This is a genomic window from Roseibium aggregatum IAM 12614 (assembly GCF_000168975.1).
GTDB classification, from domain to species: Bacteria; Pseudomonadota; Alphaproteobacteria; order Rhizobiales; family Stappiaceae; genus Roseibium; species Roseibium aggregatum.
The window spans coordinates 75,448-100,572 of record NZ_AAUW01000011.1; the positions used below are offsets into that span (position 1 = coordinate 75,448).

At 59.5% G+C, this 25,125-nt stretch carries 25 protein-coding genes and 1 other RNA gene; 7 read left to right on the forward strand and 19 right to left on the reverse strand.

What is annotated here, in order from left to right:
* Positions 1–4: 4 nt before the first annotated feature.
* From SIAM614_RS15820 to SIAM614_RS15850, 7 genes are all read right to left on the reverse strand, one after another.
* A complete protein-coding gene (locus SIAM614_RS15820; protein WP_006935960.1) occupies positions 5–1,435 on the reverse strand; it encodes a UDP-N-acetylmuramoylalanyl-D-glutamyl-2,6-diaminopimelate--D-alanyl-D-alanine ligase in 1,431 nt (476 codons plus the stop codon).
* A complete protein-coding gene (locus SIAM614_RS15825) occupies positions 1,432–2,901 on the reverse strand; it encodes a UDP-N-acetylmuramoyl-L-alanyl-D-glutamate--2,6-diaminopimelate ligase (RefSeq protein WP_006935963.1) in 1,470 nt (489 codons plus the stop codon). Before SIAM614_RS15825 ends, SIAM614_RS15820 begins: the two co-directional genes overlap by 4 nt.
* Before the next feature lie 101 nt (positions 2,902–3,002).
* Complete coding sequence (locus SIAM614_RS15830; RefSeq protein WP_006935965.1) at positions 3,003–4,715, reverse strand: peptidoglycan D,D-transpeptidase FtsI family protein; 1,713 nt, start codon at positions 4,713–4,715, stop codon at positions 3,003–3,005.
* Positions 4,716–4,725: 10 nt separating this feature from the next.
* Positions 4,726–5,079: a cell division protein FtsL gene (gene ftsL / locus SIAM614_RS15835; RefSeq protein WP_006935966.1), complete on the reverse strand. Its 354-nt coding sequence runs from the start codon at positions 5,077–5,079 to the stop codon at positions 4,726–4,728.
* Positions 5,080–5,081: 2 nt separating this feature from the next.
* Positions 5,082–6,122, reverse strand: coding sequence for a 16S rRNA (cytosine(1402)-N(4))-methyltransferase RsmH (gene rsmH, locus SIAM614_RS15840; RefSeq protein ID WP_006935967.1), 1,041 nt, complete (start codon positions 6,120–6,122; stop codon positions 5,082–5,084).
* A complete protein-coding gene (locus SIAM614_RS15845; RefSeq protein WP_006935969.1) occupies positions 6,119–6,586 on the reverse strand; it encodes a division/cell wall cluster transcriptional repressor MraZ in 468 nt (155 codons plus the stop codon). Before SIAM614_RS15845 ends, rsmH begins: the two co-directional genes overlap by 4 nt.
* Before the next feature lie 413 nt (positions 6,587–6,999).
* Positions 7,000–7,998 carry an AraC-like ligand-binding domain-containing protein gene (locus tag SIAM614_RS15850; protein ID WP_006935971.1) on the reverse strand — a complete coding sequence of 333 codons (999 nt, stop codon included), beginning with the start codon at positions 7,996–7,998 and terminating at the stop codon, positions 7,000–7,002.
* Positions 7,999–8,176: 178 nt separating this feature from the next.
* On the opposite strand from SIAM614_RS15850, the gene SIAM614_RS15855 reads away from it, so the two are divergent.
* Together SIAM614_RS15855 and SIAM614_RS15860 are read left to right on the forward strand one after the other, a co-directional pair.
* On the forward strand, positions 8,177–8,623 hold the full coding sequence (locus SIAM614_RS15855) for a cupin domain-containing protein (RefSeq protein WP_040440412.1): 447 nt from the start codon (positions 8,177–8,179) through the stop codon (positions 8,621–8,623).
* A 93-nt stretch (positions 8,624–8,716) separates the two neighbouring features.
* Positions 8,717–10,204, forward strand: coding sequence for a flavin-containing monooxygenase (locus SIAM614_RS15860; protein ID WP_006935975.1), 1,488 nt, complete (start codon positions 8,717–8,719; stop codon positions 10,202–10,204).
* 12 nt (positions 10,205–10,216) lie between these two features.
* Here the strand turns inward: SIAM614_RS15860 and rnpB are convergent.
* Positions 10,217–10,639: RNase P RNA component class A (rnpB, locus tag SIAM614_RS30645), an RNA gene on the reverse strand.
* A gap of 458 nt (positions 10,640–11,097) precedes the next feature.
* Here rnpB and SIAM614_RS15865 point away from each other — a divergent pair.
* The 4 genes from SIAM614_RS15865 (at position 11,098) to SIAM614_RS15880 (ending at position 14,831) form a co-directional block, all read left to right on the forward strand.
* Positions 11,098–11,700 carry a hypothetical protein gene (locus SIAM614_RS15865; RefSeq protein ID WP_040440414.1) on the forward strand — a complete coding sequence of 201 codons (603 nt, stop codon included), beginning with the start codon at positions 11,098–11,100 and terminating at the stop codon, positions 11,698–11,700.
* Between the two features lie 12 nt (positions 11,701–11,712).
* The gene (locus SIAM614_RS15870; RefSeq protein WP_006935979.1) at positions 11,713–13,398 is read left to right on the forward strand and encodes a methyl-accepting chemotaxis protein; all 1,686 of its coding nucleotides are present in this window, start codon (positions 11,713–11,715) and stop codon (positions 13,396–13,398) included.
* Positions 13,399–13,527: 129 nt separating this feature from the next.
* Positions 13,528–14,181, forward strand: coding sequence for a CoA transferase subunit A (locus tag SIAM614_RS15875; RefSeq protein WP_006935981.1), 654 nt, complete (start codon positions 13,528–13,530; stop codon positions 14,179–14,181).
* The gene (locus tag SIAM614_RS15880) at positions 14,181–14,831 is read left to right on the forward strand and encodes a 3-oxoacid CoA-transferase subunit B (protein WP_006935983.1); all 651 of its coding nucleotides are present in this window, start codon (positions 14,181–14,183) and stop codon (positions 14,829–14,831) included. Before SIAM614_RS15875 ends, SIAM614_RS15880 begins: the two co-directional genes overlap by 1 nt.
* Before the next feature lie 10 nt (positions 14,832–14,841).
* Here the strand turns inward: SIAM614_RS15880 and pdxR are convergent, their stop codons facing one another.
* Positions 14,842–16,314, reverse strand: a complete 1,473-nt coding sequence (pdxR, locus tag SIAM614_RS15885) for a MocR-like pyridoxine biosynthesis transcription factor PdxR (protein ID WP_006935985.1) — start codon at positions 16,312–16,314, stop codon at positions 14,842–14,844.
* Positions 16,315–16,398: 84 nt separating this feature from the next.
* On the opposite strand from pdxR, the gene SIAM614_RS15890 reads away from it, so the two are divergent.
* The gene (locus tag SIAM614_RS15890; RefSeq protein ID WP_006935987.1) at positions 16,399–17,073 is read left to right on the forward strand and encodes a pyridoxamine 5'-phosphate oxidase family protein; all 675 of its coding nucleotides are present in this window, start codon (positions 16,399–16,401) and stop codon (positions 17,071–17,073) included.
* 94 nt (positions 17,074–17,167) lie between these two features.
* On the opposite strand, the gene SIAM614_RS15895 is transcribed toward SIAM614_RS15890, so the two are convergent.
* The 10 genes from SIAM614_RS15895 to SIAM614_RS15940 form a co-directional block, all read right to left on the reverse strand.
* Positions 17,168–17,767 carry a lytic transglycosylase domain-containing protein gene (locus SIAM614_RS15895; protein ID WP_006935989.1) on the reverse strand — a complete coding sequence of 200 codons (600 nt, stop codon included), beginning with the start codon at positions 17,765–17,767 and terminating at the stop codon, positions 17,168–17,170.
* A gap of 418 nt (positions 17,768–18,185) precedes the next feature.
* Complete coding sequence (locus SIAM614_RS15900) at positions 18,186–18,950, reverse strand: N-acetylmuramoyl-L-alanine amidase (RefSeq protein WP_006935990.1); 765 nt, start codon at positions 18,948–18,950, stop codon at positions 18,186–18,188.
* Positions 18,947–19,639 (reverse strand): J domain-containing protein, encoded by a 693-nt coding sequence (locus tag SIAM614_RS15905; RefSeq protein ID WP_006935991.1) that lies wholly within the window; start codon positions 19,637–19,639, stop codon positions 18,947–18,949. Before SIAM614_RS15905 ends, SIAM614_RS15900 begins: the two co-directional genes overlap by 4 nt.
* 303 nt (positions 19,640–19,942) lie before the next feature.
* On the reverse strand, positions 19,943–20,689 hold the full coding sequence (arsH, locus tag SIAM614_RS15910) for an arsenical resistance protein ArsH (protein WP_006935993.1): 747 nt from the start codon (positions 20,687–20,689) through the stop codon (positions 19,943–19,945).
* Complete coding sequence (gene arsC, locus SIAM614_RS15915; protein WP_006935995.1) at positions 20,682–21,095, reverse strand: arsenate reductase (glutaredoxin); 414 nt, start codon at positions 21,093–21,095, stop codon at positions 20,682–20,684. Before arsC ends, arsH begins: the two co-directional genes overlap by 8 nt.
* 16 nt (positions 21,096–21,111) lie before the next feature.
* A complete protein-coding gene (locus tag SIAM614_RS15920; protein WP_006935997.1) occupies positions 21,112–21,450 on the reverse strand; it encodes an ArsR/SmtB family transcription factor in 339 nt (112 codons plus the stop codon).
* Positions 21,451–21,519: 69 nt separating this feature from the next.
* Positions 21,520–21,978 carry a winged helix DNA-binding protein gene (locus SIAM614_RS15925; protein WP_006935998.1) on the reverse strand — a complete coding sequence of 153 codons (459 nt, stop codon included), beginning with the start codon at positions 21,976–21,978 and terminating at the stop codon, positions 21,520–21,522.
* Positions 21,979–22,181: 203 nt separating this feature from the next.
* The gene (locus tag SIAM614_RS15930) at positions 22,182–23,486 is read right to left on the reverse strand and encodes a TRAP transporter large permease (RefSeq protein WP_006936000.1); all 1,305 of its coding nucleotides are present in this window, start codon (positions 23,484–23,486) and stop codon (positions 22,182–22,184) included.
* Complete coding sequence (locus SIAM614_RS15935) at positions 23,486–24,043, reverse strand: TRAP transporter small permease (RefSeq protein ID WP_006936002.1); 558 nt, start codon at positions 24,041–24,043, stop codon at positions 23,486–23,488. The genes SIAM614_RS15930 and SIAM614_RS15935 overlap by 1 nt, the downstream gene beginning before the upstream one ends.
* A 75-nt stretch (positions 24,044–24,118) precedes the next feature.
* Positions 24,119–25,114, reverse strand: coding sequence for a TRAP transporter substrate-binding protein (locus SIAM614_RS15940; protein ID WP_081455278.1), 996 nt, complete (start codon positions 25,112–25,114; stop codon positions 24,119–24,121).
* Positions 25,115–25,125 lie beyond the last annotated feature (11 nt).

Here is a 25,125-nt window from a genome sequence, read left to right on the forward strand (position 1 = left end):
CCCCTTACGCTGCTGCGGTATCGTCCGCAGGCGGATATTCTTTTTTCAAGGCCTCGACAAGCGGGCCCATCCGGGTTCCAAGAGATCCCTTGATCATAACAACATCGCCAGAGCGGACGTCGCTCAAAAGCACGTCTTCCAGGTCTTTTGCCTCTTCGCAGTAATGTCCGCGCAGATCATGCGGCAACAGCTTCCAAAGCGCATGCATGTGCGGGCCGGCGCAGTAGACAGCGTCGATGTTGGCATCCGTAATCGGCTGCAGCAGCTCGGCGTGCAAACGGTCGGCGTCGCTTCCCAGTTCACGCATGTCCCCGATCACGGCGATGCGGCGGCCCGGCCGCGTCACCGGCGCTTCGCCCAGAACCGCAAGCGCAGCCTTCATGGACGCGGGATTGGCGTTGTAGCTCTCGTCGATGAGATTGAATTCGCCCTTCTGCATCGGCAGCCGGGTCACTTCGCCTCGTCCCTTGGGCGCGCGCATAGCATCGAGTGCAAGACCGGCCTTCGCAAGATCGGCCCCCAGATCCACGACCGCGGTCAGAACCGCCAGGCTGTTCTTGACGTGATGCTTGCCCGAGGCGCCGATCTTGTAGGTGATTTCCTGCCCCAGAATGCAGGCGTCGACACTCGACCCGGCGGGATAGGAGACGGCCTTCTGAAGATGGCTGTCTGCCGAGAGGTCTTCGCCGAACGTGTGGATTTTGGAAACGCCGGCAGCGGCCGCCAGGAATTTCAAAAGGTCGAATTGCAGATTGTCCTTGTTCAGGATGGCAATACCGCCCGGTTCCAAACCGTCGAAAATTTCCGCCTTGGCCTTGGCGATCTGTTCGACGCTGTCGAAGAATTGAAGATGCACAGGCTGAACGGTTGTGATGATCACCACGTGCGGGCGCACCATCTTCACCAGTGGCGAGATTTCGCCAGCGTGGTTCATACCGATCTCGAAGACACCGAAATCCGCGTCGGCGGGCATGCGTGCCAATGTCAGCGGCACGCCCCAGTGATTGTTGAAGGAGGCAACCGACGCATGCACCTTGCCGGACTCGGCGAGCGTCAGGCGCAGCGCTTCCTTCGTGCCGGTCTTGCCGACCGAACCGGTCACCGCAACGATACGGGCATTGCTGCGATCCCGCGCGGCAACACCAATTTTGCGCAGGGCTTCCAGCGGATCGTCCACGACCACATAGCGGCCGTCTGCCGGCAAGTCCGGCAGACGATCTTCGCCAACAAGGGCCACCGATGCACCGGCTTCCATGGCAGAGACCACATAATCGTGCCCGTCCAGACGGTCGCCGGTGATCGCGACAAAGGCATCGCCCGGCTCCAGGGTCCGGCTATCGATGGAAATTCCGGTGATTTCAGCGCCAGCGTCACCCTGAAGGCGGCCACCGGCAGCTTCAACAAAGGCATCGAGGGTCCAAAGCGGGTCGCTCATGTGTTTCCTTCAAGACTGATAGCGCGCTTAACGGCTTCGTGATCGGAAAAGGGAATCACTGTGTCGCCAACAATCTGGCCCGTTTCGTGACCTTTTCCGGCCACACACAGGATATCGCCATCCTTTAGGCGGCGAACTCCCTCCGCGATCGCTTCGTACCGGTCACCGATCTCGATGGCACCCGGAGCCCCACTCATGACCGCCTTGCGGATGGCGGCCGGATCTTCAGAGCGCGGGTTGTCGTCGGTGACGATGACCAGATCGGCCCGCCGGGCGGCTACCTCGCCCATCAGCTCGCGTTTGCCAGGGTCCCTGTCGCCGCCGGCGCCGATGACCACGGACAGCTTGCCGCGTGCAAACGGCTTCAAGGCCACGAGGGCGTTGTCGAGCGCGTCCGGCTTATGAGCATAGTCGACGAAAATCAGTCCGCCTGCGGGAGTCCGTCCGGCAAGCTCCAGACGGCCCGGTGCACCCTTCAGGTTTTCAAGGGCCCGCAAGGCCGTTCCCGTGTCGATGCCAGCGGAAATTGCGAGACCAGCCGCGATGAGAGCGTTGGAAACCTGGAACCGGCCGATCAGGGGCAGCGTCACCTTGTATTCACCGCGGACGCTCTGGATCGTCAGCTCCTGTCCGGCCCCCACCGGCCTCAACCCGGTCAGGGTCAGGTTCCGGCCGGTTTCGCCAACGGTGAAGACCGGCAGGCCGCGTTCCTGTGCCACAGCCATGACACGATCCGCATATTTCTCACCCGGATCGAGGACAACGGTCCCGCCCGCTGGCAGCAACTCGGCAAACAGCCGGAGCTTGGCATTGAGGTAGTGCTCGATCGTCGGATGATAATCCATGTGATCGCGGCCGAGATTGGTGAAGGCAGCCGCCGTCAGACGCACCCCGTCCAGACGGTATTGATCGAGACCGTGAGACGAGGCTTCCAGTGCGGCATGATTGACGCCTTCGTCTTCCAGTTCGGCCAGTTGTTTGTGCAAGGCCACCGGGTCCGGCGTCGTCAGCCCGCCGTAGCTTTCCCCGTCCGGCTTGATCAGGCCCAGGGTACCGAGACTTGCAGCCGGATGACCCGCGGCCTGGAAGATCTGACGGGCGAAATGGGCAACGGATGTCTTGCCTGCGGTGCCTGTGACCGCAACGATGGTGTCAGGCTGCGCGCCGTAGAAGCGGGCCGCCATTTTTGCAAAGACCTGCCGGGGTTCAACAGCGCTGACAACGGCAACCGTCTCCGGCACCAGTGCACGCACCTCCGCCGCAGCATCTTCAGCGCACAGAATGGCAATTGCCCCGGCCGCTGCTGCGTCCGGGGCGAATTTTGTCCCGTCGACGGAAACCCCTTTGAAGGCGGCGAACAAAAAGCCCGGCTGAACTTTGCGGCTATCAGCCGTCAGCCCCGTAATTTTGCGAGCCCCTGCCGCTTCGGGCAAGGTCAGCCCGGCAGCTAAATACTCAAGATCCATTTCACCCGATCATCCGGTTTGTGCGTCGTCTTCAAAGAGCTTGTTCAGAAAACCGGATTTCGGATGCGACCCCGCCGGTTTTCCAAGCTCGACTCGTCTCCTTAATAGGAAATCTCGATTGGTTCATCTCCTTTGCTGAACCGCGGCATGACGCCAAGCATTGGAGCAGCACGGCGAACGATGGCCCCGACCATCGGCGCAGCATTGAGACCTGCGGTGGCGCCGATGCCTTCGCGTTCCGGTTTCGGTTCGTCGATCACGACCAGAACCACATAGCGCGGGTCGTCCATCGGGAAGGCCGACAGGAACGAGTTGCGGCGCTTATTGCTGACATAGCGGCCGTTCTCGATCTTCTCTGCGGTGCCCGTTTTGCCCCCGACCGTATACCCCGGCACATCGGCCCGGCGGCCGGAACCGGAGAGCACGTTCAGTCTGAAGAGATACCGCATTATCCGGCTTGTTTCCGGAGAAACGACTTGCTTTCCAAGCTTCTGCACGTCTTCCGGGCTGCGCGGCAGGAAGGTTGGCGGCAACAGTGTGCCGCCATTGACCAGCGCAGCCGCGGCAACGGCGGTCTGCATCGGCGTCACCGAAATACCGTGACCGAACGAGATGGTCATAGCCGCAAGCTCATTCCATTTCGGCGGCAGCAGAGGCGCAGCATTTTCCGGCAGTTCCGTCTGCAGACGGTCGGTCAGATGCAGGCGCTTCAGGAAATCCTGCTGCCGGGCGATGCCGGTTGCCAGCATCATTTTCGCAGTGCCGATGTTGGACGAATAGATGAAGATTTCCGGCACCGACAGGATGCGGTGTTTCCCGTGGAAATCCGAAATCGTCCGGCCGCCGGCCCTGATCGGACGGGTTGCATCGAAGCTGTCATTGATGGACACGGCGCCCGAATCCAGCGCCATTGCGGTGGTGAAGGTCTTGAACACCGACCCCATTTCGAAGACACCACCGGTCGCCCGGTTGAGGCGATCTTTTTCCAGCGCCTGGGAACGGTCGTTCGGGTCATAGTCGGGCAAGGACGACATGGCGACCACTTCGCCGGTCTTTGCATCCAGCACGATACCGGCGGCGGCAATGGCCTTGTAGCGCTCCATCGCCTTCACGAGTTCGTCGCGCACGACGTGCTGAACACGCAGGTCGACGGACAGTTTGACCGGCTCCATCGTACGGTCCGACGTGAACCCCAGAGACTGAAGGTCCCGCAGCCAGGAGTCGTCGATGTATTTTTCGATCCCGGCGAGGCCCTGATTGTCGACGTTGACGGACCCGACAATATGCCCTGCGGTCGGCCCGCCCGGGTAGAACCGCTGGTTCTCCGACAGGAAGCCGATCCCCGGCAAGCCGAGATTATGCACCCTTTCCGCCTGCTGCGGCGTCATTTCCCGCTTCAGCCACACAAAGCCGGCACCACTTTCCAGACGCCGGCGCACGAGGCCTTCGTTCAGATCGGGCAGGATACGGATCAGCCCTTCAACCGCTTCATCCACATCCATGATGCGGCGCGGCTCGGCGTAAAGCGAGGCGGTCTTGATGTCCGTTGCCAGGATTTCGCCGTTTCTGTCGACAAGATCCGGACGGGAAGCTGCAACGGAATCCTGCGCCGAAATCCAGGCATGAGACGGCGCTTCTTCCATTTGCGCCAGCATCACCAGCCGGCCCGCGATCGCAACATAGACGCAGGCAAAGGCAAGCATCGCCACATAGACACGGGATTTGACCGCGCTGGCGGAAACAGAGTCCCTCGCCGCCCGCGGATGGGTCCGCCGCACCTGAAGGAAGCTCGCCGGTTCGCTAACCATCGTCATGACCGCCCCCTCACTGGATCACAGCAGAAGAGCCGGCATAGCCGCCCATCTGACTGCCACCGATTGGCTCCAGCATGACGGGACGCGCCGGAAGATCTTCCGTTGTCACGATCTGCTTCACATCGAGCGGTTCCAGAAGAAGATAGTCGTTGTAGCGCTCGACCAGGGACTGCAGACGATCCGGCTTGTTCAGCAGGCTCCATTCCGCTTTCAGATGGCGAATGGAGTCGCGCTCTTCGTCGATCTGCCGTTTGAGTTCGGCAACCTTCTCCGCAGACTTCGTTGCCGCGAGCTTCATGTCGTACACGGTCGCCGCGCCGATCACGACCGCCAGTATGAACACGATGTTCAGCGTTCGAACCATTTTCAGCCCCCTAGACCATGAAAGGCTGCAAGACGTGGAACACCCGCCTGATGGATGTCCAGCTCTCGCGCCTCAGCTTCGGTCCGCCGCCCGGCTCGAAGCTTCGCGGACCTTGCCCGCGGATTGATGTCCGTTTCCGCGCTGGCAGCTTCCACCGCCTTGCGCGTCAACAATTCGAAAGTCGCCGGAGGGACGTCCTCTTCCGGCATATGCCGTGACCCGCCACCACGGGTCCGGGTCCGGTCCTGAAAGAACCGCTTGACGATGCGGTCTTCCAGAGAATGGAAACTCACCAGCACCAGGCGTCCGCCCGGCTTCAGGATCCGCTCAGCCGCCCCCAGCGCTTCGGCAGCCTGATGCAGCTCGCCGTTCACGTAGATCCGCAGCGCCTGGAAGGTCCGCGTCGCCGGATGGATCTGTGCTTTCTTGGGCGACCGGCCGAGCACCTTTTCGATCAGGTTCGCCAGCTCCAGTGTCCGCGTGAAAGGCTTCTCCTTGCGGGCCTTGTCGATGGCATGGGCAACAGTCGTCGCCCGCTTTTCCTCGCCCAGAAGGCCGATGACGCGGATCAGATCCTTCACCGGCAGCTCATTGACAACATCGGCCGCCGACGGCCCGGCCTGCTCCATGCGCATGTCCAACGGCCCGTCGCGCAGGAAGGAAAATCCGCGCTCGGCCTCGTCGAGCTGCATGGAGGAGACGCCGAGGTCCAGAACCACACCGTCGACCCCCTCGAACCCGCAGGAGCGCGCATGCGTTTCCAGGTCGGCGAATTGACCCGGCACGAGCATCAGCCGGCCTTCGGAAGCCTTTACAAGCTCCTGACCGCCGGCAATCGCATCCGGATCCCGGTCGATACCGACCACACGGGCACCAAGCTCCAGAATGGCGCGCGAGTAGCCGCCGGCACCAAAGGTGCCATCGACAATCACATCGCCGGGCTGCGGCGCAAGCCACTCCAGAACCTCTTTCAGGAGAACCGGCACATGGCGCTCGGGTCCGCCAGCGTCAGGAGCAACGTCTCTGTCGCCAAGCGCCATCATACCGGCTCTCCCTGAGAGGATGCGGAGCGTTGCTCCGACAGCATCGCGAGCGCACGCCGTTGGGCCTCTGCGCGGAACTCGCGAAACTTTTCAGGCTCCCAGATCTGGAACTTGTAGTTCATGCCGACAAAGGTGACCTGATCGGTAATTCCGGTGTGGTCGCGGATCGTGTCGGAAATGGTCATACGGCCATCCCCGTCGATCCGCAGGTTTTCACTGGCGCCGAACAGGGCAATAGCCAGCGCATCATGATCGGGGGAGAGCTTTGCAAAGGCTTCCGAGCGCTTGTTGATTTCAGCGAGCAGATCGTTTCCGCCAGCGTCAACAGCCGCGCAGTGTGGAGAAGCAATGCAATAAAGACCTTCAAAACCATCTCTCACCAATACCGAGCGGAAGGGCGCCGGGATCGACACGCGACCCTTGGCATCCAGCCGGTTGGTAAAGTGAGAAACAAAGCCGGCCATTCATCCCCTCGAAACGGGTCCCCACCCGTTCAAATCCCGAATTCACCCGTGAATTAAGAGGAAGGCCGGCAACCTGCCCGGACATGCAATTTGCAAAACGACGCTTTCCGAGCCGTTAAAGCGATGTCCAGGACCCTACTGACATGGGCCCGCGCTCCCCGTTCTGGGTTATTATGGGATACCATGGGATTTGATGGGCGGTCAATGGAATCTCATGGATTCCGGCTCGATTTGATCGCACACGACCCCGTCGAATGACCTTAAGCCAAACATGCTTAATGAAGCCTTGACACAATCGAAGAATCGGATTCGCAGGAATACGGAGGTTTTCCGCGGCAAAGCCCGGAAACCCGGCAATTTCTGCCCATTACGAAAGACTTGTGGAGAATGAAAACGCTGTCGCGCAGAGCGCCTCAACCGAACCTGTGCGCGCGTCCCGTGGCACCCGGCGTTTCACCGAACCGTTCCCGGTAGGCGACCGAGAACCGTCCCAGATGCCGGTGGCCCGAGCGATAGGCGACCTCCGCCACAGGCAGGCTTCGCCCCTCCGAGAGCAACAGGTGCCGTGCGTAGCTCAAACGCACATTCTGGAGATATTGCAGCGGGCTGCACCCGAATTCCTGCCGGAACTGCAATTGAAGGTTTCTGGGCGAGGTTTGTGCGTGGGTGCTGATATCCAGGAGACTGATGTCATCAGCAAACCGCTCGCCGATCAGCTTGACCGCCCGTTTGAGGATTGCTGGTGACTTGCCCGTCTCCTGCCGCTCAAGCAGCGGCGAGACGGTATTCGGCTGAAACTCCAGAAGCGTGCCGACAAGCGCCTCTTCCAGGTGGCGTTGCTCCGGGCTACCGGTTCCGTGAAAGACACGCCCCTCTTCCACAGCCCCCAGAACGCCGCGCAGGCGGCGCGCCCACGCTGCCCCGTCCCGCGACAGAAGGTTGAACTCGGGCTCGAAGCGAACCTGCCCGACCGTAACGCCAGCCATTCTCGTGGCGACTTCCTGCAGAAAGCCCGTCTCTATCTGAAGAAGGATCTGCTCGCAGCCCGCATGCCAGCGCATGGCCGTATGCCGGTCGGGATTGAGAATGGAAGCCGCCGCTGGTGTAGAGAGCATTGACCGGCAGCCGTTGCGCACTTCCGCCGCCCCGCTGATCGGAACCTGGATGAGGTAGAAGTCCGAAAGTTCTCCGGGCTCGATCGCCACGTCGGCGCCGTAGCGTAAGTAATTGAGGGAAAGGTGCTGTCCGCAGACACGGTTCTGGCAGGCATCAAACCGGTCGGAGGCTGAAAACCGACCCAGACGGTGGTTGCAGAAGTGCCGGGCAACGATCTCCCGAGCTTCGTCAACATCCGAGGTTTCGAAGCATCTGAAGCGATCCAGCGGTGTTTTGCTTTCTGCCTGAGACAACATCCCGCCAGCATGCCCCCGCTGCCGAACCCGTTCAAGTGTCAGCTTCTGCGCAATGCGTCATTTTACTGCATCCAGCCAAGTAATTTCGCTTTCTGGATAAAGAAATCCACCCTGCCGGGCGTAGCCTTTTCCCGTCGAAAGACCAAAGCGCACCAAATGAGCGATGAGGGGAACAATCATGAAAGATGGCGCAGGCATTACCGCCGCCAATGCGGGACTGGACAATCTTAGCTGGAACGTGGTCGGACAGACCTACACGCCGAAACTCCTGAGCGGCAACGCCTTTATCTGGCATGCCGTCGTTCCGGCGGAAACCTTTGTCCCGCCCCATATCCATCCGACCCAGGACGAATGGATTGTCATGCTGGACGGGGAACTGGAAGTCGAGATGGGAGGCCAGACCCACAAGGCCAAGGCTGGCGACACGGTCCGCATGCCCATGGGAGAGGCCCACGGCATCTTCAACCGGTCCGGAAAGACGGCGACCTGCGTCTTCGGCGTCGCCCCGTCACGCAAACTCTTCGATCTGTTCGGAGCGCTCGATGGCGTCAAGGATCCGGCTGAACTGGTACGGATTTCCGCCCTGCACGAGGTCGATTTCCTGCCACCTCCCGATCAGGCCTGAACGCACACGGCAAGCACATCTATTGAAGTGACCAGGTGGTCTGCCAGCGTTCGCGGGAGCGCTGGCCGCCCCTGATGCGAGAGGACATCGAGAATGACGAAACGCAAGACTGTCGCCGTTATCGGCGGCGGCGTGAGCGGGCTTGCGGCCGCGAAAGCCTTCGACGAGCGCGGGCATCGGGTGCTGGGCTTCGAACGAAGCCACGATTTCGGCGGAGTTTGGGAACTGTCCAGATCCTATCCGGACGTGCAGACACAGTCGCCGAAGGATCTGTACCGCTTCACCGACCTGCCGATGCCTGAAGACTATCCCGAATGGCCGAAAGGCCCGCAGGTCCACGCCTATCTTCATGCCTATGCCAGGAAGCACAAGCTGGGCCGGCTGTTCCGGCTGAACACCAATGTCCTGTCGATGGACCGGCGCACCGACGACAAGCCAGGCTGGACATTGACCCTTGAGGCCGCCGGCAGAACCTGGAGCGAAGACTTCGATTTTGTCGCCGTCTGCACCGGCCAGTTCTCCGACAAGAACATCATTTCCCATCCCGGACAGGAAGCCTTTGAAGCCGCCGGCGGCCAGGTGCTGCACAGTTCGGACTATACCGACAGCAGTCTTGCGCAGGGCAAGCATGTGGTCGTCCTGGGCGGCTCGAAATCCGCCACGGATCTTGTCGTCAACGCCTCCAGGAACGGCGCAAAATCGGTCACGCTGGTTTACCGCGAACCGGTCTGGCGCGTGCCCTATTTTGTGGGCGGCATCAACTTCAAACGACTGCTCTACATGCGCGCGCAGGAACAGCAGTTCAACGGCTGGGGCAGATCCGGCGTTGCAAAGGCGGTTTCCGCCGCCTTCAAACCACTGATCTGGGCGAATTTCCGGGGCCTTGAAACCCTTCTGAAGCTCCAGCTCAAACTGAAGAAGTGGGACATGGTGCCGGATATCCCGATCGAAAAGGATGCATCCTGTTCGCTGCCGATCGTGACACCCGGACTGTTTGAAGGATTTGAAGCGGGCAGCATTCGGCCGGTCCGCGGAACTTTCGACCACTATGAGACAGGCAAAGTCGTTCTGTCGACCGGTGAGGCGATCCCCTGCGATCTGGCTGTGCTGGCCGTTGGCTGGAAGCTCGGCATTCCCTATCTGGCGAAGGAATACCGGGACAGACTGATAGAGCCGGACGGGCAATACCGGGTCTACCGTCTATCTGTGAACCCGGACTTGCCCGACATGGGCTTTGTCGGCTTCAACTCCAGCTTCTGTACCGTTCTGTCGGCGGAAATGATCGCCAACTGGCTGGTACGCTATGCCGACGGCCAGTTGGCACACCAACCGACCGACGCAGAAATGCGCGCCAATATCGACCAGATGCTTCATTGGCGGCGCAAGGAACGCCCGGCAGCCCAGGTCTATGGCGGTCTTTGTTCTGCCCCCTTCCACTTCCGGCATTTCGACGAGTTGCTGGCGGATATGGGGGCGACCAGGCGAAAACGTACAAACCCGCTGGCGGAGCAGTTCTCCTATCCGAACGCGGATGCTTACGGGACGTTTCTCGGCAGCACGCCGCAATATGCAGCGGGCTGAACTGGAAAGATAAGAGCCAGCCGGCCTGTAAGCCGGGTTCTGTATGGCCCGGCCAGATACGAGACCTGACGCGGACGTGACAGCCATTCATCTGTGACGCCTGTTGCCAGACGCCTATCGCAACCAACCCGGACAACTGGCCTGGAAACCGGCCTGGACCGGATTGCTCCGGTCCGCGCTGTCCCTATTCGGTTTTGCTCCCGGTGGGGTTTACCATGCCGCCGCTGTTGCCAGTTGCGCGGTGGGCTCTTACCCCACCCTTTCACCCTTACCCCGGGAAAATCTCTCGATCTGGCCGGGGCGGTTTGCTTTCTGTGGCACTTTCCCTAAGGTCGCCCTCGCCGGGCGTTACCCGGCACCGTGTTTCCATGGAGCCCGGACTTTCCTCCCCCGCGGCCTTTCGGCACTTGCGGCAGCGGCTGTCCGGCCGACTGACGCATGGGACTTAGGAGGCTTTGAGGATAAGGTCAAGCGACAGACGATGCGCTGACGTGCGAATTACCGGAAAACCATCCAGCGACGGGCTTTACCGACCAGTGCCCCCGTCGCAAGCGGTCAAGACGATTGTCCTTTTCCGGCCCTTAAGGCCCTCGTGAGACTACTCTCGCTTCGCCTCCACCCCTACGCAATCCTGGCGCAAGTCGCGTCCTGCAAAACTACCGGCAGGCAAACCGAAGAGACCGTTTTCTCGACGAAGATTTCGCCGATCTCGTTGGAGGTTTCGTTAAACGGGAAAGAACATTCAATACAACTGCTAAATCTAACAGTGTGACTTTTTACATACATCTCGCATGAACCGCGAAAAATAAAAACTTTTCGCCGCCGTTGCGCAAATATTAAGCAATAAGAAACCGGCGTGACGGAGGGTAACGGGAATAAACAAGGAGACAAAGATGCGTCGACTGTGCACTTTCTTGCCAGCCCTTATGCTGGCAACTTCAGTTCATGCTGCCGAGACACCGCCGGACGCAAAAGCGCTGATCCAGCCGGAGGTGGTGGAAACCGTTGCCGAATGGCTCTCGAACCCGATCGTTGCGCTATCCATCAACGCGCAGAACAATTTGCGCGGTGCGCTTTCCCAGGCCGAAATTGACGCGCTGGACACACAGTGGCGCCAGGAACGTGAGGCTGCGGACAAACCGTTGATCTCAGCGACCTTGTCTGCCCCCTTGTCGATCTATCTTCTGCGCGTGCAGGCAGGATCGCTCGGCCTCTATCCTGAAATCTTCGTCATGGATGCCAACGGTCTGAATGTCGGCCAAAGCGGAATTACGAGCGATTACTGGCAAGGCGACGAAGACAAGTTCCAGAAAACCTTTCCGAACGGCCCCGAGGCAGTGTTCATCGACGCAGCGGAATGGGACGACGACAGCAAGATCTGGCGCGCCCAGCTCAATGTGACGATCACCGACCCCGAAACGAAAAAAGCCATCGGGGCAGCAACGGTGGAATTCAATCTGACCGAACTGATGCGCCGTCAGGGCACAGGATCTTAAGCGGGAAAAACCATGTTCAAAAACCTCTCCGTCAGCAAAAAGATCGCTGCAGGCTTCCTGACGCTCGCACTGATCGGTGCGGTGGCTGGTGGCGTAAGTGCCTACAAGACCCATTCCGCACTGAATGAAGTCAAGACGGCCAACAATCTTTCGGATCTCAATGCGGAAACGGCCGAACTCACCGAAAAAATTGCCGCCCAGGCTTTGTCGGTCAAATCCTTTCTGCTCACCGGCAACCGGGATCTCCTTACCCGGTCGCAGGACCTGAATACCGAAATTCAGACCGTTTTTTCCGACGTGGGCACTCGTGTTGACGCCACGATGCCGGAATTTCAAGATCACCTGGCCGAGCTGAAAGCGAGCTGGGAGACCTGGTACAGCCAGATTGCCGCCCGCCAGATCGAACTGATGCGTACGCCTGAAACGGTCGACATGGCCCGCGCCATTGACCTGACACCGGAAAGCTCAGACCTCTTGCGGGCAGTGCAACAGCAAAGCCGTCAGCTTGCTCAAGATGTCGGGCTGGAACGGGAGAAATCCGTTGTCGCACAGAACCAGGCTATGCAGATGGTCCAGATCGTCTCGATTGCCAGCACCCTGGTCCTGACCGTGCTTGCGATGATCCTTGGCTTCCTCAATCACATCGCGATTTCCGCACCGCTTTCGCGGCTCGCTGCCGTCACCGACAAGCTGTCGGCCGGTGACACCTCGCTGACGGCAGACGTCGGCGACCGGCGTGACGAAATCGGTCTGCTTGGCCGGGCCCTCGGCGTCTTCCGGGAAAACCTGATCCGCACGCGGGAACTGGAGGAACAGGCCGAAGAGGAACGAATCAATGCCGAGAAGATGAAGCGCGAGGAAATGGAGAAAGTTGCCAGCGACTTCGAAGCAACGGTTCTCGCCATCTGCGACGGCATGATTACAAGGCTCGACGCCCTGACCAGTTCTGCCGGATCACTGTCGACAATTGCCAACACCACCACCGAACAGGCTTTGGCTGTTTCGGCAGCCGCAGAGCAGGCAACCACCAACGTGAACACCGTTGCCAGCGCCACGGAGGAACTCTCCGCCTCCATCCGCGCAATCACGGATCAGGTCCGTTCTTCCTCGCAGATCGCTCAGGAAGCAGAAAGCGAAGTCGGACGCTCCAACGAAGCCGTGCAAACGGTGCAGCAGGTGGTTTCGCGCATCGGCGATGTCACGAAACTGATCACCGATATTGCCGAACAGACCAACCTGCTCGCTCTCAATGCGACCATCGAGGCAGCCCGTGCCGGTGAGGCCGGCAAGGGTTTCGCCGTGGTTGCATCCGAGGTCAAGGCGCTTGCCGAACAGACCTCAAAGGCAACCGAGGAAATCGACCGGCAGATCACCGAAATGCGCCAGGCTGCGGATGCTTCGACAGAAGCGACGGAGTCTGTTGCCGGCCTCGTTCAGAAGATTTCGGAAAACACACACGCCATGTCGGGTGCAGCGGAAGAGCAAAACCTGGCGACGACCGAAATCGCCAGCAGCGTTTCCGAGGCAGCCCAGGGCACCGAGAGTGTTTCGAGATCCATTTCCGAAGTCAGCAGCGCCGCCAGCGAAACTGCAAACCTGAGTTCCGCCATGGACGAGGCTGTGGGAGAGTTGCACGAACAGTCCAACACTCTGCGCCACGCCATGCAGGATTTCCTGGGCAAGGTTCGCGCCGCATAAGAGGCCATGAGCCGACGCTCCTACAGGGCTCGGGCTCCGTAAAAACACTGCATCGCACAAACTTCATTTTGCTTGTGCAACGCCAGCGGCTAACGTCCCCTCAGGATCTCAATCCGGGGGACGTTTTTCGTGAAACACGCGCTCAAGACTCAAGACGCCGCGGATCTCATTCCGGACGGCGCCACCCTTCTGGTGGGAGGTTTCATGGGGGTCGGTTCACCTCACAGGTTGATCGACGCCATCGTCGCCAAGGGCGCCAGAAACCTGACAATTGTCGCCAACGACACAGCGATGCCCGGCCGCGGCATCGGCAAGCTTGTCAGCGCGGGATGCGTTTCGAAGATCATCGCCTCGCACATCGGCTTGAACCCGGAAACCCAGCAGAAAATGATTTCCGGCGAAATTGACGTCGAGCTGGTACCTCAGGGAACCCTTGTGGAACGCATCCGGGCCGCCGGCGTCGGGCTAGGCGGTATCCTGACACCAACGGGCATCGGCACGCTTGTCGAGGACGGCAAGCAGAAGATCACGGTTGATGGAAAAGAATACCTTCTTGAAACGCCGATCCATGGTGATTTCGCCCTGCTGGCTGCCTACCGGGCGGATTATGTCGGCAATCTGGAGTATTCCCTCACTGCTCACAATTTCAATCCGATCATGGCGCTTGCGGGCAAAACCGTCATTGCTGAACCTCACAGCATCGTGCCGGTGGGCATGATTTCACCTGATAGTGTGAAAACCCCGGGCATACTGGTCGATCATCTTCTGGAAAGGGCAGCCTGATGGACGACAAGGAAATCATCGCCCGGCGCGTGGCACAGGAAATCAGACCCGATACGCTCGTCAACCTCGGCATCGGCCTGCCGTCGCTGGTTGCCAACCACCTTCCTAAGGAAGTGCACGTCTTCTTTCAGGCCGAAAACGGCGTGATCGGCCTGGGCGCCCGCCCACCGGAAGGCATGGAGGACCCGGACCTGACCGACGCTGGCGGAGCCTTCGTCACCGCCGTTCCTGGAGCCGCATCCATCGACAGCGCCATGAGTTTTGGCCTGATCCGTGGCGGACACCTGGATATGACGGTTCTGGGTGGCCTGCAGGTGGACGAGCGTGGGTACCTCGCCAACTGGATGATCCCCGGCAAGATGGTTCCAGGCATGGGCGGTGCAATGGATCTCGTGGCCGGCGCCAAGCAGGTGATCGTCGCCATGGTCCACACGGCCAAGGGACGCCCCAAAATCCTGAAGGAATGCACGCTGCCCCTGACGGCCCGCAGGCGGGTCAGCCTGATCGTGACGGAAATGGCCGTGATCGAACCGACGGAGGACGGCCTGGTGCTGCGAGAAACCGGGCCCGGCGTCAGTGTCGACGACATCCTGACGGCAACAGAAGCGTCCCTGATCGTGCACGGCGACGTTCCCGCGATGCGGCTTTGAGCATGCCTGGTCAGCAGGCCACATCCGCACCCAGCAGACCGGCAAGAGCGTCGACACCCTCCTCGATCTGCCGCGGGTTCGCTCCTGCAAAACCGACAATCAACCCCGGCCGGCCAGCCTCCGACAGATAACAGTTGCTGAGAGGTGAAACAGCAAAACCCCGGTCCTGCATGGCCAGTGCAACGGCAATATCGTTGACCGGTTCACGGAACATCACGGTCAACTGCACATTGCCGGTAAGCGGCGCAACTTCAACCTGGTTTCCCAGCCGGTGCTTCAGCGTTTCCGCAAGCAGTGTCCCTCGTTCCAGATAGACCGGGCGAATCTGTTTCAGGTGTTTCTGATAGGCGCCGCTGTCCATGAAACGGGCGAGTGCTGCCTGCGCCTGCACGTTGGCGGAGCAGCCGATGTTGCGCATTGTCTGGGTGAGCGGAGCGACAAGAATGTCCGGCACGACACAATAGGCAATCCGGAGCCCCGGCAGCAGGCTCTTGGCGAAGGTGCCCAGATAGACGACCTGTCCTTCGTCCGCCAATCCATGCAATGCGGCGACCGGCCGTCCCTCGAACAGGAACTCACTGTCGTAGTCGTCTTCCAGGATGACCGCACCGCAGGTTCGTGCCACATCAAGAAGCGCAAGGCGCCGCGACAACGGCATGCGCGCGCCCAGCGGATAATGATGCGAGGGGGTGACGTAGATCAGCTTCGGCGGAGTGTCGAGACGACCCATCTTCGAAGCATCCGCGCCGTCGCCGTCAGTCGGCAGAGGCCGGATCGTCAACGCCGCACCGGAAAAGGCAGTGCGGGCTCCGAGATACCCAGGCTCCTCAAGCCAGACTTCATCCCCCGGATCGGTGAGCACCTGCGTAAGCATCGTCAGGCTGGCCTGCGTCGAACTGGTGATGAGAATTCGTTCCGGTTCAGCCCGGACCCCGCGTTCTGCCGCAAGGTGACGGGCGATCTGCTGCTTGAGGGCCTGAAGGCCAGCGAAATTCTGATAGTGGAGATCCGCACTGCGTTCGAGCCGCGCAGCCCTACGCAAGCATCTGGCCCATTCTTCGTATGGAAAGAGGTCGAGCGCCGGCGCGCCAGGCTGCAAGCCGCCTTGTCGATAAGCCCACCCCTCACCGCGCAGATTGGCACTCAACGTCTGCCCGCGCCGGGACAATCTAGGCCCGCCTGCATCAGCCATGGGCCGTGCGTTAATGCCCTCAGGCAAGAGCCCTTCGGTAACGCGGGGCGCGGCACCGGTGCGCACGGTGATCACACCTTCCGCTTGCAACAGGTCATACGCCGTGTTGACGGTGTTTCGCCCGACGTCGAGCAACACCGCCAGCCGCCGCGTAGACGGCAGCTTGGTTCCGGACTGCAGCAGGCCTGTGCGCACCGCCTCCCGAAACCCGCGATAAATCTGCTCCGCCAGCGGGATCTCTCCCGACCGCTTGAGAGACAAGATGCCTTCAGGAAAAACTGGTTCTGTCATTTTCCAAAAACCGGACCTTCTTTGGAGCCAATTTATCGGAGAAACAGCACACTACAAGACAGACAGTCAATTGGAGACGAGACCATGTCCACTCTGGAAAAACGCCAGGCCAAGGACCTGCCCGGTTATGCCAGGATCCGCCAGATGAACCGTGGCGGCTATGACAAGACCGTTGCCTACGACATTCTGGACAAAGGTCTTGTCGCCCATTGCGGCTTCATTCATGAAGACCGGCCGATGGTGATCCCCATGGCTTATGCCCGTATTGGGGACCGGATCTATATTCATGGAGCCAGCACCACCCGTATCATCAAATCGAACGCGGAAGGTGTACCGATGAGCCTTACGGTCACGCTGGTGGACGGCCTGGTGGTCGCGCGCTCCGCCTTCCATCACTCGATGAACTATCGTTGCGCGATCGTGCATGGCACTGCGAAACATGTCGAAAGCGAACAGGAACAGATCGACGCTCTGGCCGCCATCACCGACCACCTTTTGCCGGGCCGGTGGGACGAATGCCGGGAAATGATGTCGAAGGAGCACAAGGCAACAGGCGTACTCGTCCTGGAAATCGAACACGTAAGCACAAAGGTCCGCACAGGCGGACCGGTGGACGACAAGGAAGACCTTGGAACGGATATCTGGGCAGGTGTGGTGCCTGTCGTGACCGCACTTGGTCAGCCCCTGTCAGCACCGGATGTATCTGCCGAAACACCGGTTCCGGCGTCAGTACCCGCCGCCCGCAAGAAATTCGCATGAGCCAATAGGCCCGAAAGACAAAAGAAAAAAGAAAACCCCGCCGGATGTCCCGACGGGGTTTTCGATTTGCCAACGGCTGACCGCCCCGCAAGGGTTAGCTGGATGCCATGATCCGCTTGACCTTGGAGCAGTAGCGCTTGCTGACCGGGTTCATCCGCTTTGCGAAATGACCGGCATTGTAGCGCAGAATGGTGCCGCAAACGTCGCCACCAGCCTTCTTGTGCGCGCCGGCAAGATATTTCATGCCCCATTCCAGATTGGTTTCGGGGTCATAGAGTGCCTTGGTCGACCCGCGGTAACCGATACCCCGCGCGGTTGCCGGCTTGATTTGCATCAGCCCGACTTCACCAGCGCTGCCGCGTGCACGCGGATTGAAATTGCTTTCCACCTGAACCACCGCCTTGGCGATCTGGACCGGCACGCCATGTTTGGCGGCAGCCTTGCGGATAAGCTTTGCGTATTTATCGTTGCTGACGGTTGCTGTCCGCTTCGGCGATACGTTGCGCGTCAGGCTGGCAGTTTGGGTCTTCTTTGCAGGTTTTTCCTGCGCTTCCTGACCAACCGTTTCGATGATGTGCAGGATCGGCTTGGAACCTGAGCCAACCGACGGCCTGGATTCTGCAGCCTCGCTCTTCTTGTTCGGATCGATGATGTGAAGGATGGGTTCCGACCCGGAACCCGTACTGCTTGCCATTGCAGCCGGTGCTGCAAGAGTGGTTGCATAGGCGAAAAGGCACAGCGCCCCAGTGAGTTTTTGGAATGACCGTAACATTCAGTCCAGCCCTTTTGGTTTTCGTTGCGTTGAAATCAGGGCGGAGGAATGCCGGAGCTATGAGACGAAATTGGGCGCCAAATGATCACGAATTATTTCAATTTATTTCAGGATATGATTGCGATTTAGTGCGATTTTTAGTTGTTTTGTGTAGTTTATGGCAAAAACTTGCAAGCAATTCGACGATCGCTTGGCCATCAGAAGATATTCTGTGACCGCTTCTTGTTTCGGCTGCCCCAGAAATGCAGCGTAGCGGGAACCAAATCTGTCGACTGTGCGTTTTGTCGGTTGGCTGGACGTACCGATCACTCAAGATGCGGCACGCCCCCCCCCCCTCCAATCAGCTCGCCAACGAAGGCAGCTTCCGCAGCAGGGCGTTTAGCGTTTCGATCGTGGACTGATCGGCGACACCATCAACCTTCTCCGGGCGGAAATGACGCTGAAAAGCAGCGACCACCTGACGTGTCTTCAAATCGAAGGTTCCGGTGATGTCCAGTTCATAGCCATAGAGCGCGAGCATTGTTTGCAGCGCTTCAACCGGCTGGCCGCTGTCTCCTTCCTGCATCAGGAGGCCCGTACGGAGAGGAAACGGCGTTACGTAAAGACCGATCCCGGCTGCCGCGAGGCGGTCCCAGGGAAACAACTCACCAGGGTCTTCCTTCCTCGCCGGGGCAATGTCCGAATGCCCCAGCACCATCCAGGGCTGGATACCGTGGCGGGCGCAGATATCGCCAACGAGTGCGATGACGGCTTCGATCTGCGGTTCGGGAAACGACTGATAGCCGTGTTCGTGCCCGGGATTGACGATCTCGACGCCGATAGAGCGGGAGTTGATGTCGGTCGCGCCCTTCCAGAAACTTTTGCCTGCGTGCCAGGCCCTGCGCGCTTCCGGTACGCATTGCAGGATGCTGCCGTCTTCGTTCACGATATAGTGGGCGGAAACTTCCGATCGAGGATCGCACAGGCGCTGCAAGGCCGCTTCGGCGCTCGGCATGCCGGTATAATGAAGCACGACCATATCCACCGCCGTCCCTTCAGCCCTCTGCCCGTGATTGGGAGACGGATGGACCCTGGCCTTCACGCCGGTATCAGTCGCAACGCTCATATACCTCTTTCCGCACAGATTTTCGCCCAGGCTTCGTTCAGGGCGGCCAGACGGTCGTTCGCGATCCTGACGAACTCCTCCGGAACGCCCCTGGCGATCAGCCGGTCCGGATGCGTTTCCTGAACCTCGCGGCGATAGTGTGCCTTGAGCTCGCCATCGCTTGCTTCCGGCCCCAAACCGAGGACCTCATAAGGGTTACCGTCACTGCGCACGTGCCTGGCAAGTATCCTGGAAAATTCCCGATCATCGAACCCGAACACCTCCGCGACGCGGGAAAGGTACCCTATTTCGCTTTCGTGGACGACGCCGTCTGCCTTGGCAATGTGAAAAAGCCCGTCGAGAATATCGAGCAGCGTCTTGCGGTCGTATGGGAACAGATCGGCCAGCTTCTTGGCGTAGACCTCAAAGCCCGCGATATCTTCCTGCGCCAGATTGAACAGGCGCGCAACATTGCGCTCTTCGTTGGGCGGTACATCGAACAGCTCGCGGAAAGCCAGGATTTCATCAGTGGTTACCACCCCGTCCGCCTTGGCCATCTTGGCTGACAGAGCAATCATCGCGACCGTAAAGCCGACGCTGCTGGTGCCCTCCGGACGCGCAAGCACAAGCTGGACCAGACGGTCGACGAACTGCGCGCCCCCCGTTCCGATCGCATTTACAATTGCTCCGAGGCTGCTCCAGACACTCACTTTTCAGCTCCCGCTGGGCCGGTGGGAAAAGGCAGGCAGAACAGCTTGCCGCGAACCGCATGAATCGATGCGTTGCAGACTCTTATCGGCACAGGGGGGGTTTGACCAGATCAACGGCCTTCTGTCCCCAAAAGCACGTCGGCCGAACAGGCCACGCAGCAACGATGAACGCGTAGCCCCGATCTAACTTCGTCGATGTTCCACAAGAACGTACCTTAAGAAACACCGTCGTCACGTCCATTACCGGCCTCTATCGCAAAGCGCGAAGATGCCTTTCCTTTACTTCCGCTCAGCCCGGATGGCCTATGCACCACCACCCAACGCTCCGACAGCCGCCTCCTGAGCAGCCGACTGCTTTTCCCGGTCCGCCTTGCGTTCGGAATAGCGGTCGACAAGATAGTCCGACCGCCCCCTGACGAGGAGCGTGAACTTGACAAGCTCTTCCATGACATCGACCACGCGGTCGTAAAGAGCAGACGGCTTCATGCGTCCGTCATCGTCAAATTCCTGGTAAGCCTTGGGCACAGACGACTGATTGGGAATGGTGACCATCCGCATCCAGCGGCCGAGAACACGCATCTGATTGACCGCATTGAAAGACTGAGACCCGCCCGACACCTGCATAAGGGCCAGTGTCTTCCCCTGCGTTGGCCGAATGGCCCCGAAACTCAGCGGGATCCAGTCTATCTGGGATTTGAGAACACCGGTCATAGCCCCATGCCGCTCAGGCGAACACCAGACCTGTCCCTCGGACCAGGCGCAAAGCTCTCTCAGTTCGGCAACCTTGGGATGATCGGCGCCGCTGTCGTCAGGCAGCGGCAGACCCGATGGATCGAAGATCCGGGTCTCGGCCCCGTAGGCCTGCAGCAGCCTTTGCGCTTCAAGAACGAGAAAGCGGCTATAGGACCGCTCGCGAAGTGAACCGTAGAGCAACAATATCCGGGGCGGATGGGACGGCCCGTCCTGCTCCAGCAACCGGTTCCTGTCGATTTGCCGGAAGTCTGCCGCGCTCACGTTCTTCAGGTCGCCACCTGACATTCCGTCAGGCATCGGATGCTCCGGAGGAGACCACTTCGCCGTCTTCCTTGGTGAAGGAACCGATGTCCTGCGGCAACAGGTCCAACACCTTCTCGGACGGTCGGCACAGGCGGACACCTTTTTCCGACACCACGATGGGCCTGTTGATGAGGATCGGATGCTCCATCATGAAATCGATCAGTTGATCGTCCGTCCACTTGTCCTCGCCGAGGCCCAGTTCATCGTACGGCGTTCCCTTCTGGCGAAGAATGTCGCGAACCGGAAGACCCGTCCGCGCGATCAGGTCAACGAGTTCTTCCCGGCTCGGCGGCGTTTTCAGATATTCGATAACCTGAGGTTCGACGCCGGATTTGCGGATCATTTCCAGGGTATTGCGGGACGTGCCGCAGTTCGGGTTGTGATAAATCGTCATGCTCATGTGAGGTGTCGTCCTGTCAAGGTCCCGTAGTTTTTTTGAAATCGGCAGCCGGAAAACAACAGACGGCTGGATCGTTGCCGCAGCAGTCTTCCATCAGGAAGCCCAGGAGGTCCCGCATGCGGTCGTAATCAACCGCATAAAGAATATGCCTGCCCTCCCGGCGCGTCGTCAGCAGCCCGGCCCGTTCCAACGTCGTCAGATGAAACGACATCCTGGTCGGCTGTACGTCCAGCCGCTCGGCAACCAAGCCGGATGGCAACCCACCCGGCCCAACCGTCATCAGCAACCGGAACGCCGCCAGCCTGTCTTCCTGTGCCAAGGCGCCCAACGCGGAGACTGCTTCCTGATCTTCCATAATTCGATATTACAAGAAATTTTGGAATATTCAACAAATGAACGCGCACATCACCTTTTTCACGAAACATCACATGGCGGCGGCAGCGCGAGCGGCCTGATCGTAATTGCCAGAAACCAGACGCAATGTGGCAGCAAGTTTGGAAAGTTCGTTTTCGTCCAAGCCCAGCGCCTTCATGGGCTTGACCAGCAGAGCTTCACGCAGACGCCGATACTCAAGGCAGGCTGTTTCGCCGGACTTGGTGATTTCGGCGGTTTTTTCCTTGCCCCGGCGTCCGGACGCGATCAGACCGGCCTTTTCAAGCTTCTTGAGCGCATAGGTGACGGTGTGCGTATCCTCGATGTTCAGCACAAGGCAAATGTCGGAGAGTGTCTTGGCTCGGCCACGATGGTTGACCGAATGGAGCACAAGCACATCCAGAGGCCCAAGCCCTTGTGAGCCGCTGGCCGCCATGCAGCGCACCATCCAGCGGTGATAGGCATTGACCATCATGGTCACCGCGAATTCGATCTCCGACAGGGCAGGCATCGCACCGGAGGCAAGATGCGCAGCAGAGACAACAGGCCCGATAGGGGCATCGCTTCTGGAGTCGGGATTATCCGTCACATCTGATCTCCGGCACAGTTTGGTGTTTCAGCGGGCCTCCAACCGAAACCGGTCGGAAGCCCGATTGCTGATCGTTTCAAAAGTGTGCGTGCATCCGCCAGCTTTTATAGAGACGGCGAAATGCACTAGTTGCTCAACATCGTCTGCGGCAACCAAAGAGCCAAGCCCGGAAAAGCCACAATCAAGACGATTGCCAGGATCATCAACAGGAAGAACGGCAAGGCCATACGGGCAACCTTGAAGATGTTGTACCCGGTCATGCCTTGCAGCACGAACAGGTTGAACCCGACAGGTGGCGTGATCTGGCTCATTTCGACGACCAGCACCAGATAGATGCCGAACCAGATGAGATCCAGACCGGCCTGCTCCACCATCGGCAGGATCACGGAAGTCGTCAGAACCACCACCGAAATGCCGTCCAGAAAACAGCCGAGCACCACGAAGAACAGGGTCAGGGCAATCAGGAGTGCATAGGGAGACAGGTTCAGCGAGCCGATCCAGGCCGCCAGCTCGCGCGGGATGCCCGTGTAGCCCATGGCAACGGTCAGGAACGCAGCACCTGCCAGGATGAACGCGATCATGCAAGATGTCCGCGTTGCCCCCATCAAGGCTTCCGCGAAGCTCTTGCGGTTCAAGGTTCCGCTTACCCAGGACAGAAGCAAGGCCAGCATCACGCCGATGGCGGCTGCCTCTGTCGGCGATGCAAGACCCGCATAGATCGATCCGATCACTCCGACGATCAGACCGATGACCGGAAATAGCCTGCGCGTTGCGAGAAGGCGCTCGATGAAAGGAATGACCTCCTCTTTCGCAGGCATCTTGTCCCGGTTCAGCAGTGCCCAGATCACGACATAGCCCATGAAAAGAAGGCAAAGCATTGCCCCCGGCAGAACGCCGGCCATGAACAGCCGGGCAATCGACTGCTCGGTCGCCGCGCCATAGACGATCAGGATAATCGATGGCGGAATGAGCAGGCCCAGTGTGCCGGAACCCGCCAGCGTGCCGATGGCCATGTGCTCGTCATAGCCGCGCTGCTTCAATTCGGGCAACGACATGCGCCCGATCGTGGCGGTTGTGGCAGCAGAAGAACCCGAAACGGCGGCAAAGATACCGCATCCGAGAATGTTCACATGCAGCAGCCGACCCGGCAGATTGCGCATCCAGGGAGAAAGACCGGCGAACATGTCCTCCGACAGTCGCGAGCGGAACAGGATCTCGCCCATCCAGATGAACATGGGCAGCGCCGTTAGGTCCCAGGAATTCGAAGCGCCCCAGACCGTCGTTGCCAGCACAGGACCGGCCGGCGCCGAGACAAGTGCCATCATTGCGGCCAGCGCGACCGAAAACAAAGCTACGGCCACCCAGATACCGGTCGCAAGCGCCGCCAGCATTCCAAGGCCGAGTAGCAGGGCGATGAGGGAGAGATCCATTATTCTTTCCCCTCGATCGGATCGGCCTTTACGACCGATTCAAAACTGGGCGCCTTGCCCGTGAGCGCCATGATGAGATCGTCCAGCAGAGCGATGGAGAACATCAGCAGGCCGAAGGTCATCACCGACTGCGGAAAGACCAGCGGGATTGGAATAACGCCGTAGGACGTTTCGTTGAACTTGTAGCTGTCGAAAGCGAGCAGGCCGGCGTTCCAGGTAAAGAACACCGCCAGAGCAAGAGCGACCGCGACCGCCCAGACATTCAGGATGCGTGCTCCGACCTTGGGCACGGACTGAAGCAGGATTGCCACCCGGATGTGATCACCGTTCCGCAGCGTACCGGATAGCGCCAGAAAAGATGCGCCTACCAGCAGAAAACCTGCAATTTCTGCAAGCGATGGAACTTGCAGTCCAAGTGGCTCCAGACCGACGACCGTTCTGGCCCAGTCGAATATACGCCCGAACACCTGAAGAACCACGAGACTGGCAATGACAACGAGACAACACGCAGCCATGGCCGTTGACGCTTGATAAAGCGCATTCAAAGCCTTTCGCATCGGCTTCCCCTACCGGATGTGCAGCTGATATTAAAAAAACGCCGGACTTCTTGGGTCCGGCGCTTCTCTAGCTGTTTAGTTTTTATAGGCTTCGAGAACAGCTTGGCCGGTTTCACCGGCTTCCTCTTGCCATTCGGCGGCCATCGTCTCGCCAATTGCAGCAAGATCCTGGATCAGCTGGCTGCTCGGCTGAACAACAGTGATGCCGTTGTCGACAAGAACCTGGGTCTGCGTCTTGGTCTCCACCTTGGAGGCTTCCCAGCCGCGTTTTTCAGCAACGCCCGCTGCTTCCAGAACGGCTGCCTTTTCTTCGTCGCTCAGGGCATCGAAAGCGCCCTTGTTGACGATTACCATGTTCTTCGGCAACCAGGCCTGGGTGTCATGATAGTGGCTCAGGAAGTCCCACGCCTTGGAATTTGCACCGGTGGACGGCGACGTGATCATGGCTTCGACACGGCCGGTGGAGAAGGCTGTCGGAATATCCGGAACTTCAACCTGTGTCGGCACGGCGCCAGCCAACTGGGCAAGACGCTCGGTTGCGGTGTTGTAGGCACGGAACTTCAAGCCCTTGAGGTCGTCACCCTTGGTGATTTCCTTCTTGGCGTAGATGCCCTGGGGTGGCCACGGCACGGCATAAAGCAGTTGCAGCCCCTGTTCGCCGAGCTTTTCTTCAAGCGCAGGCTTCGACGCCTGGTAAAGCTTCCAGGCCTGATCATAGGACGGTGCGAGGAACGGTACGGAATCCACCCCGAAGACAGCATCTTCGTTGGAAAGGCGGGAGACCAGAACTTCGCCAATCGGAGCAAGTCCCTTGCGGACGGCATTCTTGATTTCGGGATGCTTGAACAGCGACCCGGCCGAATGGATCTGAATGACGAGAGAGCCATCCGTCTTTTCCTTCACTTCTTCTGCGAAGGCGGCAATGTTCTGTGTGTGAAAGTTGCTGTCGCCATAAGGCGTCGGCATGTCCCACTTTGTTTCAGCGGAAACAGCGGTCAAACCCGCCAGGCTAAATGCAGCGGCGGCTGCCAGATGGACTCCGGCACGGGTCAGGAAACGAGATTGCAGCATGATTTTCTCCT

Excerpts from the sequence above, each read along its gene's own strand:
- SIAM614_RS15825 (WP_006935963.1), bottom strand. The coding sequence starts at position 2,901 with ATGGATCTTGAGTATTTAGCTGCCGGGCTGACCTTGCCCGAAGCGGCA.
- SIAM614_RS15925 (WP_006935998.1), bottom strand. The coding sequence starts at position 21,978 with ATGCCTGCCCTGTCGGAGATCGAATTCGCGGTGACCATGATGGTCAAT.
- pdxR (WP_006935985.1), bottom strand. The coding sequence starts at position 16,314 with ATGACAGAACCAGTTTTTCCTGAAGGCATCTTGTCTCTCAAGCGGTCG.
- SIAM614_RS15920 (WP_006935997.1), bottom strand. The coding sequence starts at position 21,450 with ATGGAAGATCAGGAAGCAGTCTCCGCGTTGGGCGCCTTGGCACAGGAA.
- rsmH (WP_006935967.1), bottom strand. The coding sequence starts at position 6,122 with ATGATGGCGCTTGGCGACAGAGACGTTGCTCCTGACGCTGGCGGACCC.
- SIAM614_RS15850 (WP_006935971.1), bottom strand. The coding sequence starts at position 7,998 with ATGTTGTCTCAGGCAGAAAGCAAAACACCGCTGGATCGCTTCAGATGC.
- SIAM614_RS15830 (WP_006935965.1), bottom strand. The coding sequence starts at position 4,715 with ATGACGATGGTTAGCGAACCGGCGAGCTTCCTTCAGGTGCGGCGGACC.
- ftsL (WP_006935966.1), bottom strand. The coding sequence starts at position 5,079 with ATGGTTCGAACGCTGAACATCGTGTTCATACTGGCGGTCGTGATCGGC.
- SIAM614_RS15845 (WP_006935969.1), bottom strand. The coding sequence starts at position 6,586 with ATGGCCGGCTTTGTTTCTCACTTTACCAACCGGCTGGATGCCAAGGGT.
- SIAM614_RS15890 (WP_006935987.1), top strand. The coding sequence starts at position 16,399 with ATGTCCACTCTGGAAAAACGCCAGGCCAAGGACCTGCCCGGTTATGCC.
- SIAM614_RS15855 (WP_040440412.1), top strand. The coding sequence starts at position 8,177 with ATGAAAGATGGCGCAGGCATTACCGCCGCCAATGCGGGACTGGACAAT.
- SIAM614_RS15900 (WP_006935990.1), bottom strand. The coding sequence starts at position 18,950 with ATGAGCGTTGCGACTGATACCGGCGTGAAGGCCAGGGTCCATCCGTCT.
- SIAM614_RS15895 (WP_006935989.1), bottom strand. The coding sequence starts at position 17,767 with ATGGCAAGCAGTACGGGTTCCGGGTCGGAACCCATCCTTCACATCATC.
- SIAM614_RS15820 (WP_006935960.1), bottom strand. The coding sequence starts at position 1,435 with ATGAGCGACCCGCTTTGGACCCTCGATGCCTTTGTTGAAGCTGCCGGT.
- SIAM614_RS15930 (WP_006936000.1), bottom strand. The coding sequence starts at position 23,486 with ATGGATCTCTCCCTCATCGCCCTGCTACTCGGCCTTGGAATGCTGGCG.
- SIAM614_RS15860 (WP_006935975.1), top strand. The coding sequence starts at position 8,717 with ATGACGAAACGCAAGACTGTCGCCGTTATCGGCGGCGGCGTGAGCGGG.
- arsH (WP_006935993.1), bottom strand. The coding sequence starts at position 20,689 with ATGCCTGACGGAATGTCAGGTGGCGACCTGAAGAACGTGAGCGCGGCA.
- SIAM614_RS15880 (WP_006935983.1), top strand. The coding sequence starts at position 14,181 with ATGGACGACAAGGAAATCATCGCCCGGCGCGTGGCACAGGAAATCAGA.
- SIAM614_RS15940 (WP_081455278.1), bottom strand. The coding sequence starts at position 25,114 with ATGCTGCAATCTCGTTTCCTGACCCGTGCCGGAGTCCATCTGGCAGCC.
- SIAM614_RS15865 (WP_040440414.1), top strand. The coding sequence starts at position 11,098 with ATGCGTCGACTGTGCACTTTCTTGCCAGCCCTTATGCTGGCAACTTCA.
- SIAM614_RS15935 (WP_006936002.1), bottom strand. The coding sequence starts at position 24,043 with ATGCGAAAGGCTTTGAATGCGCTTTATCAAGCGTCAACGGCCATGGCT.
- SIAM614_RS15870 (WP_006935979.1), top strand. The coding sequence starts at position 11,713 with ATGTTCAAAAACCTCTCCGTCAGCAAAAAGATCGCTGCAGGCTTCCTG.
- arsC (WP_006935995.1), bottom strand. The coding sequence starts at position 21,095 with ATGAGCATGACGATTTATCACAACCCGAACTGCGGCACGTCCCGCAAT.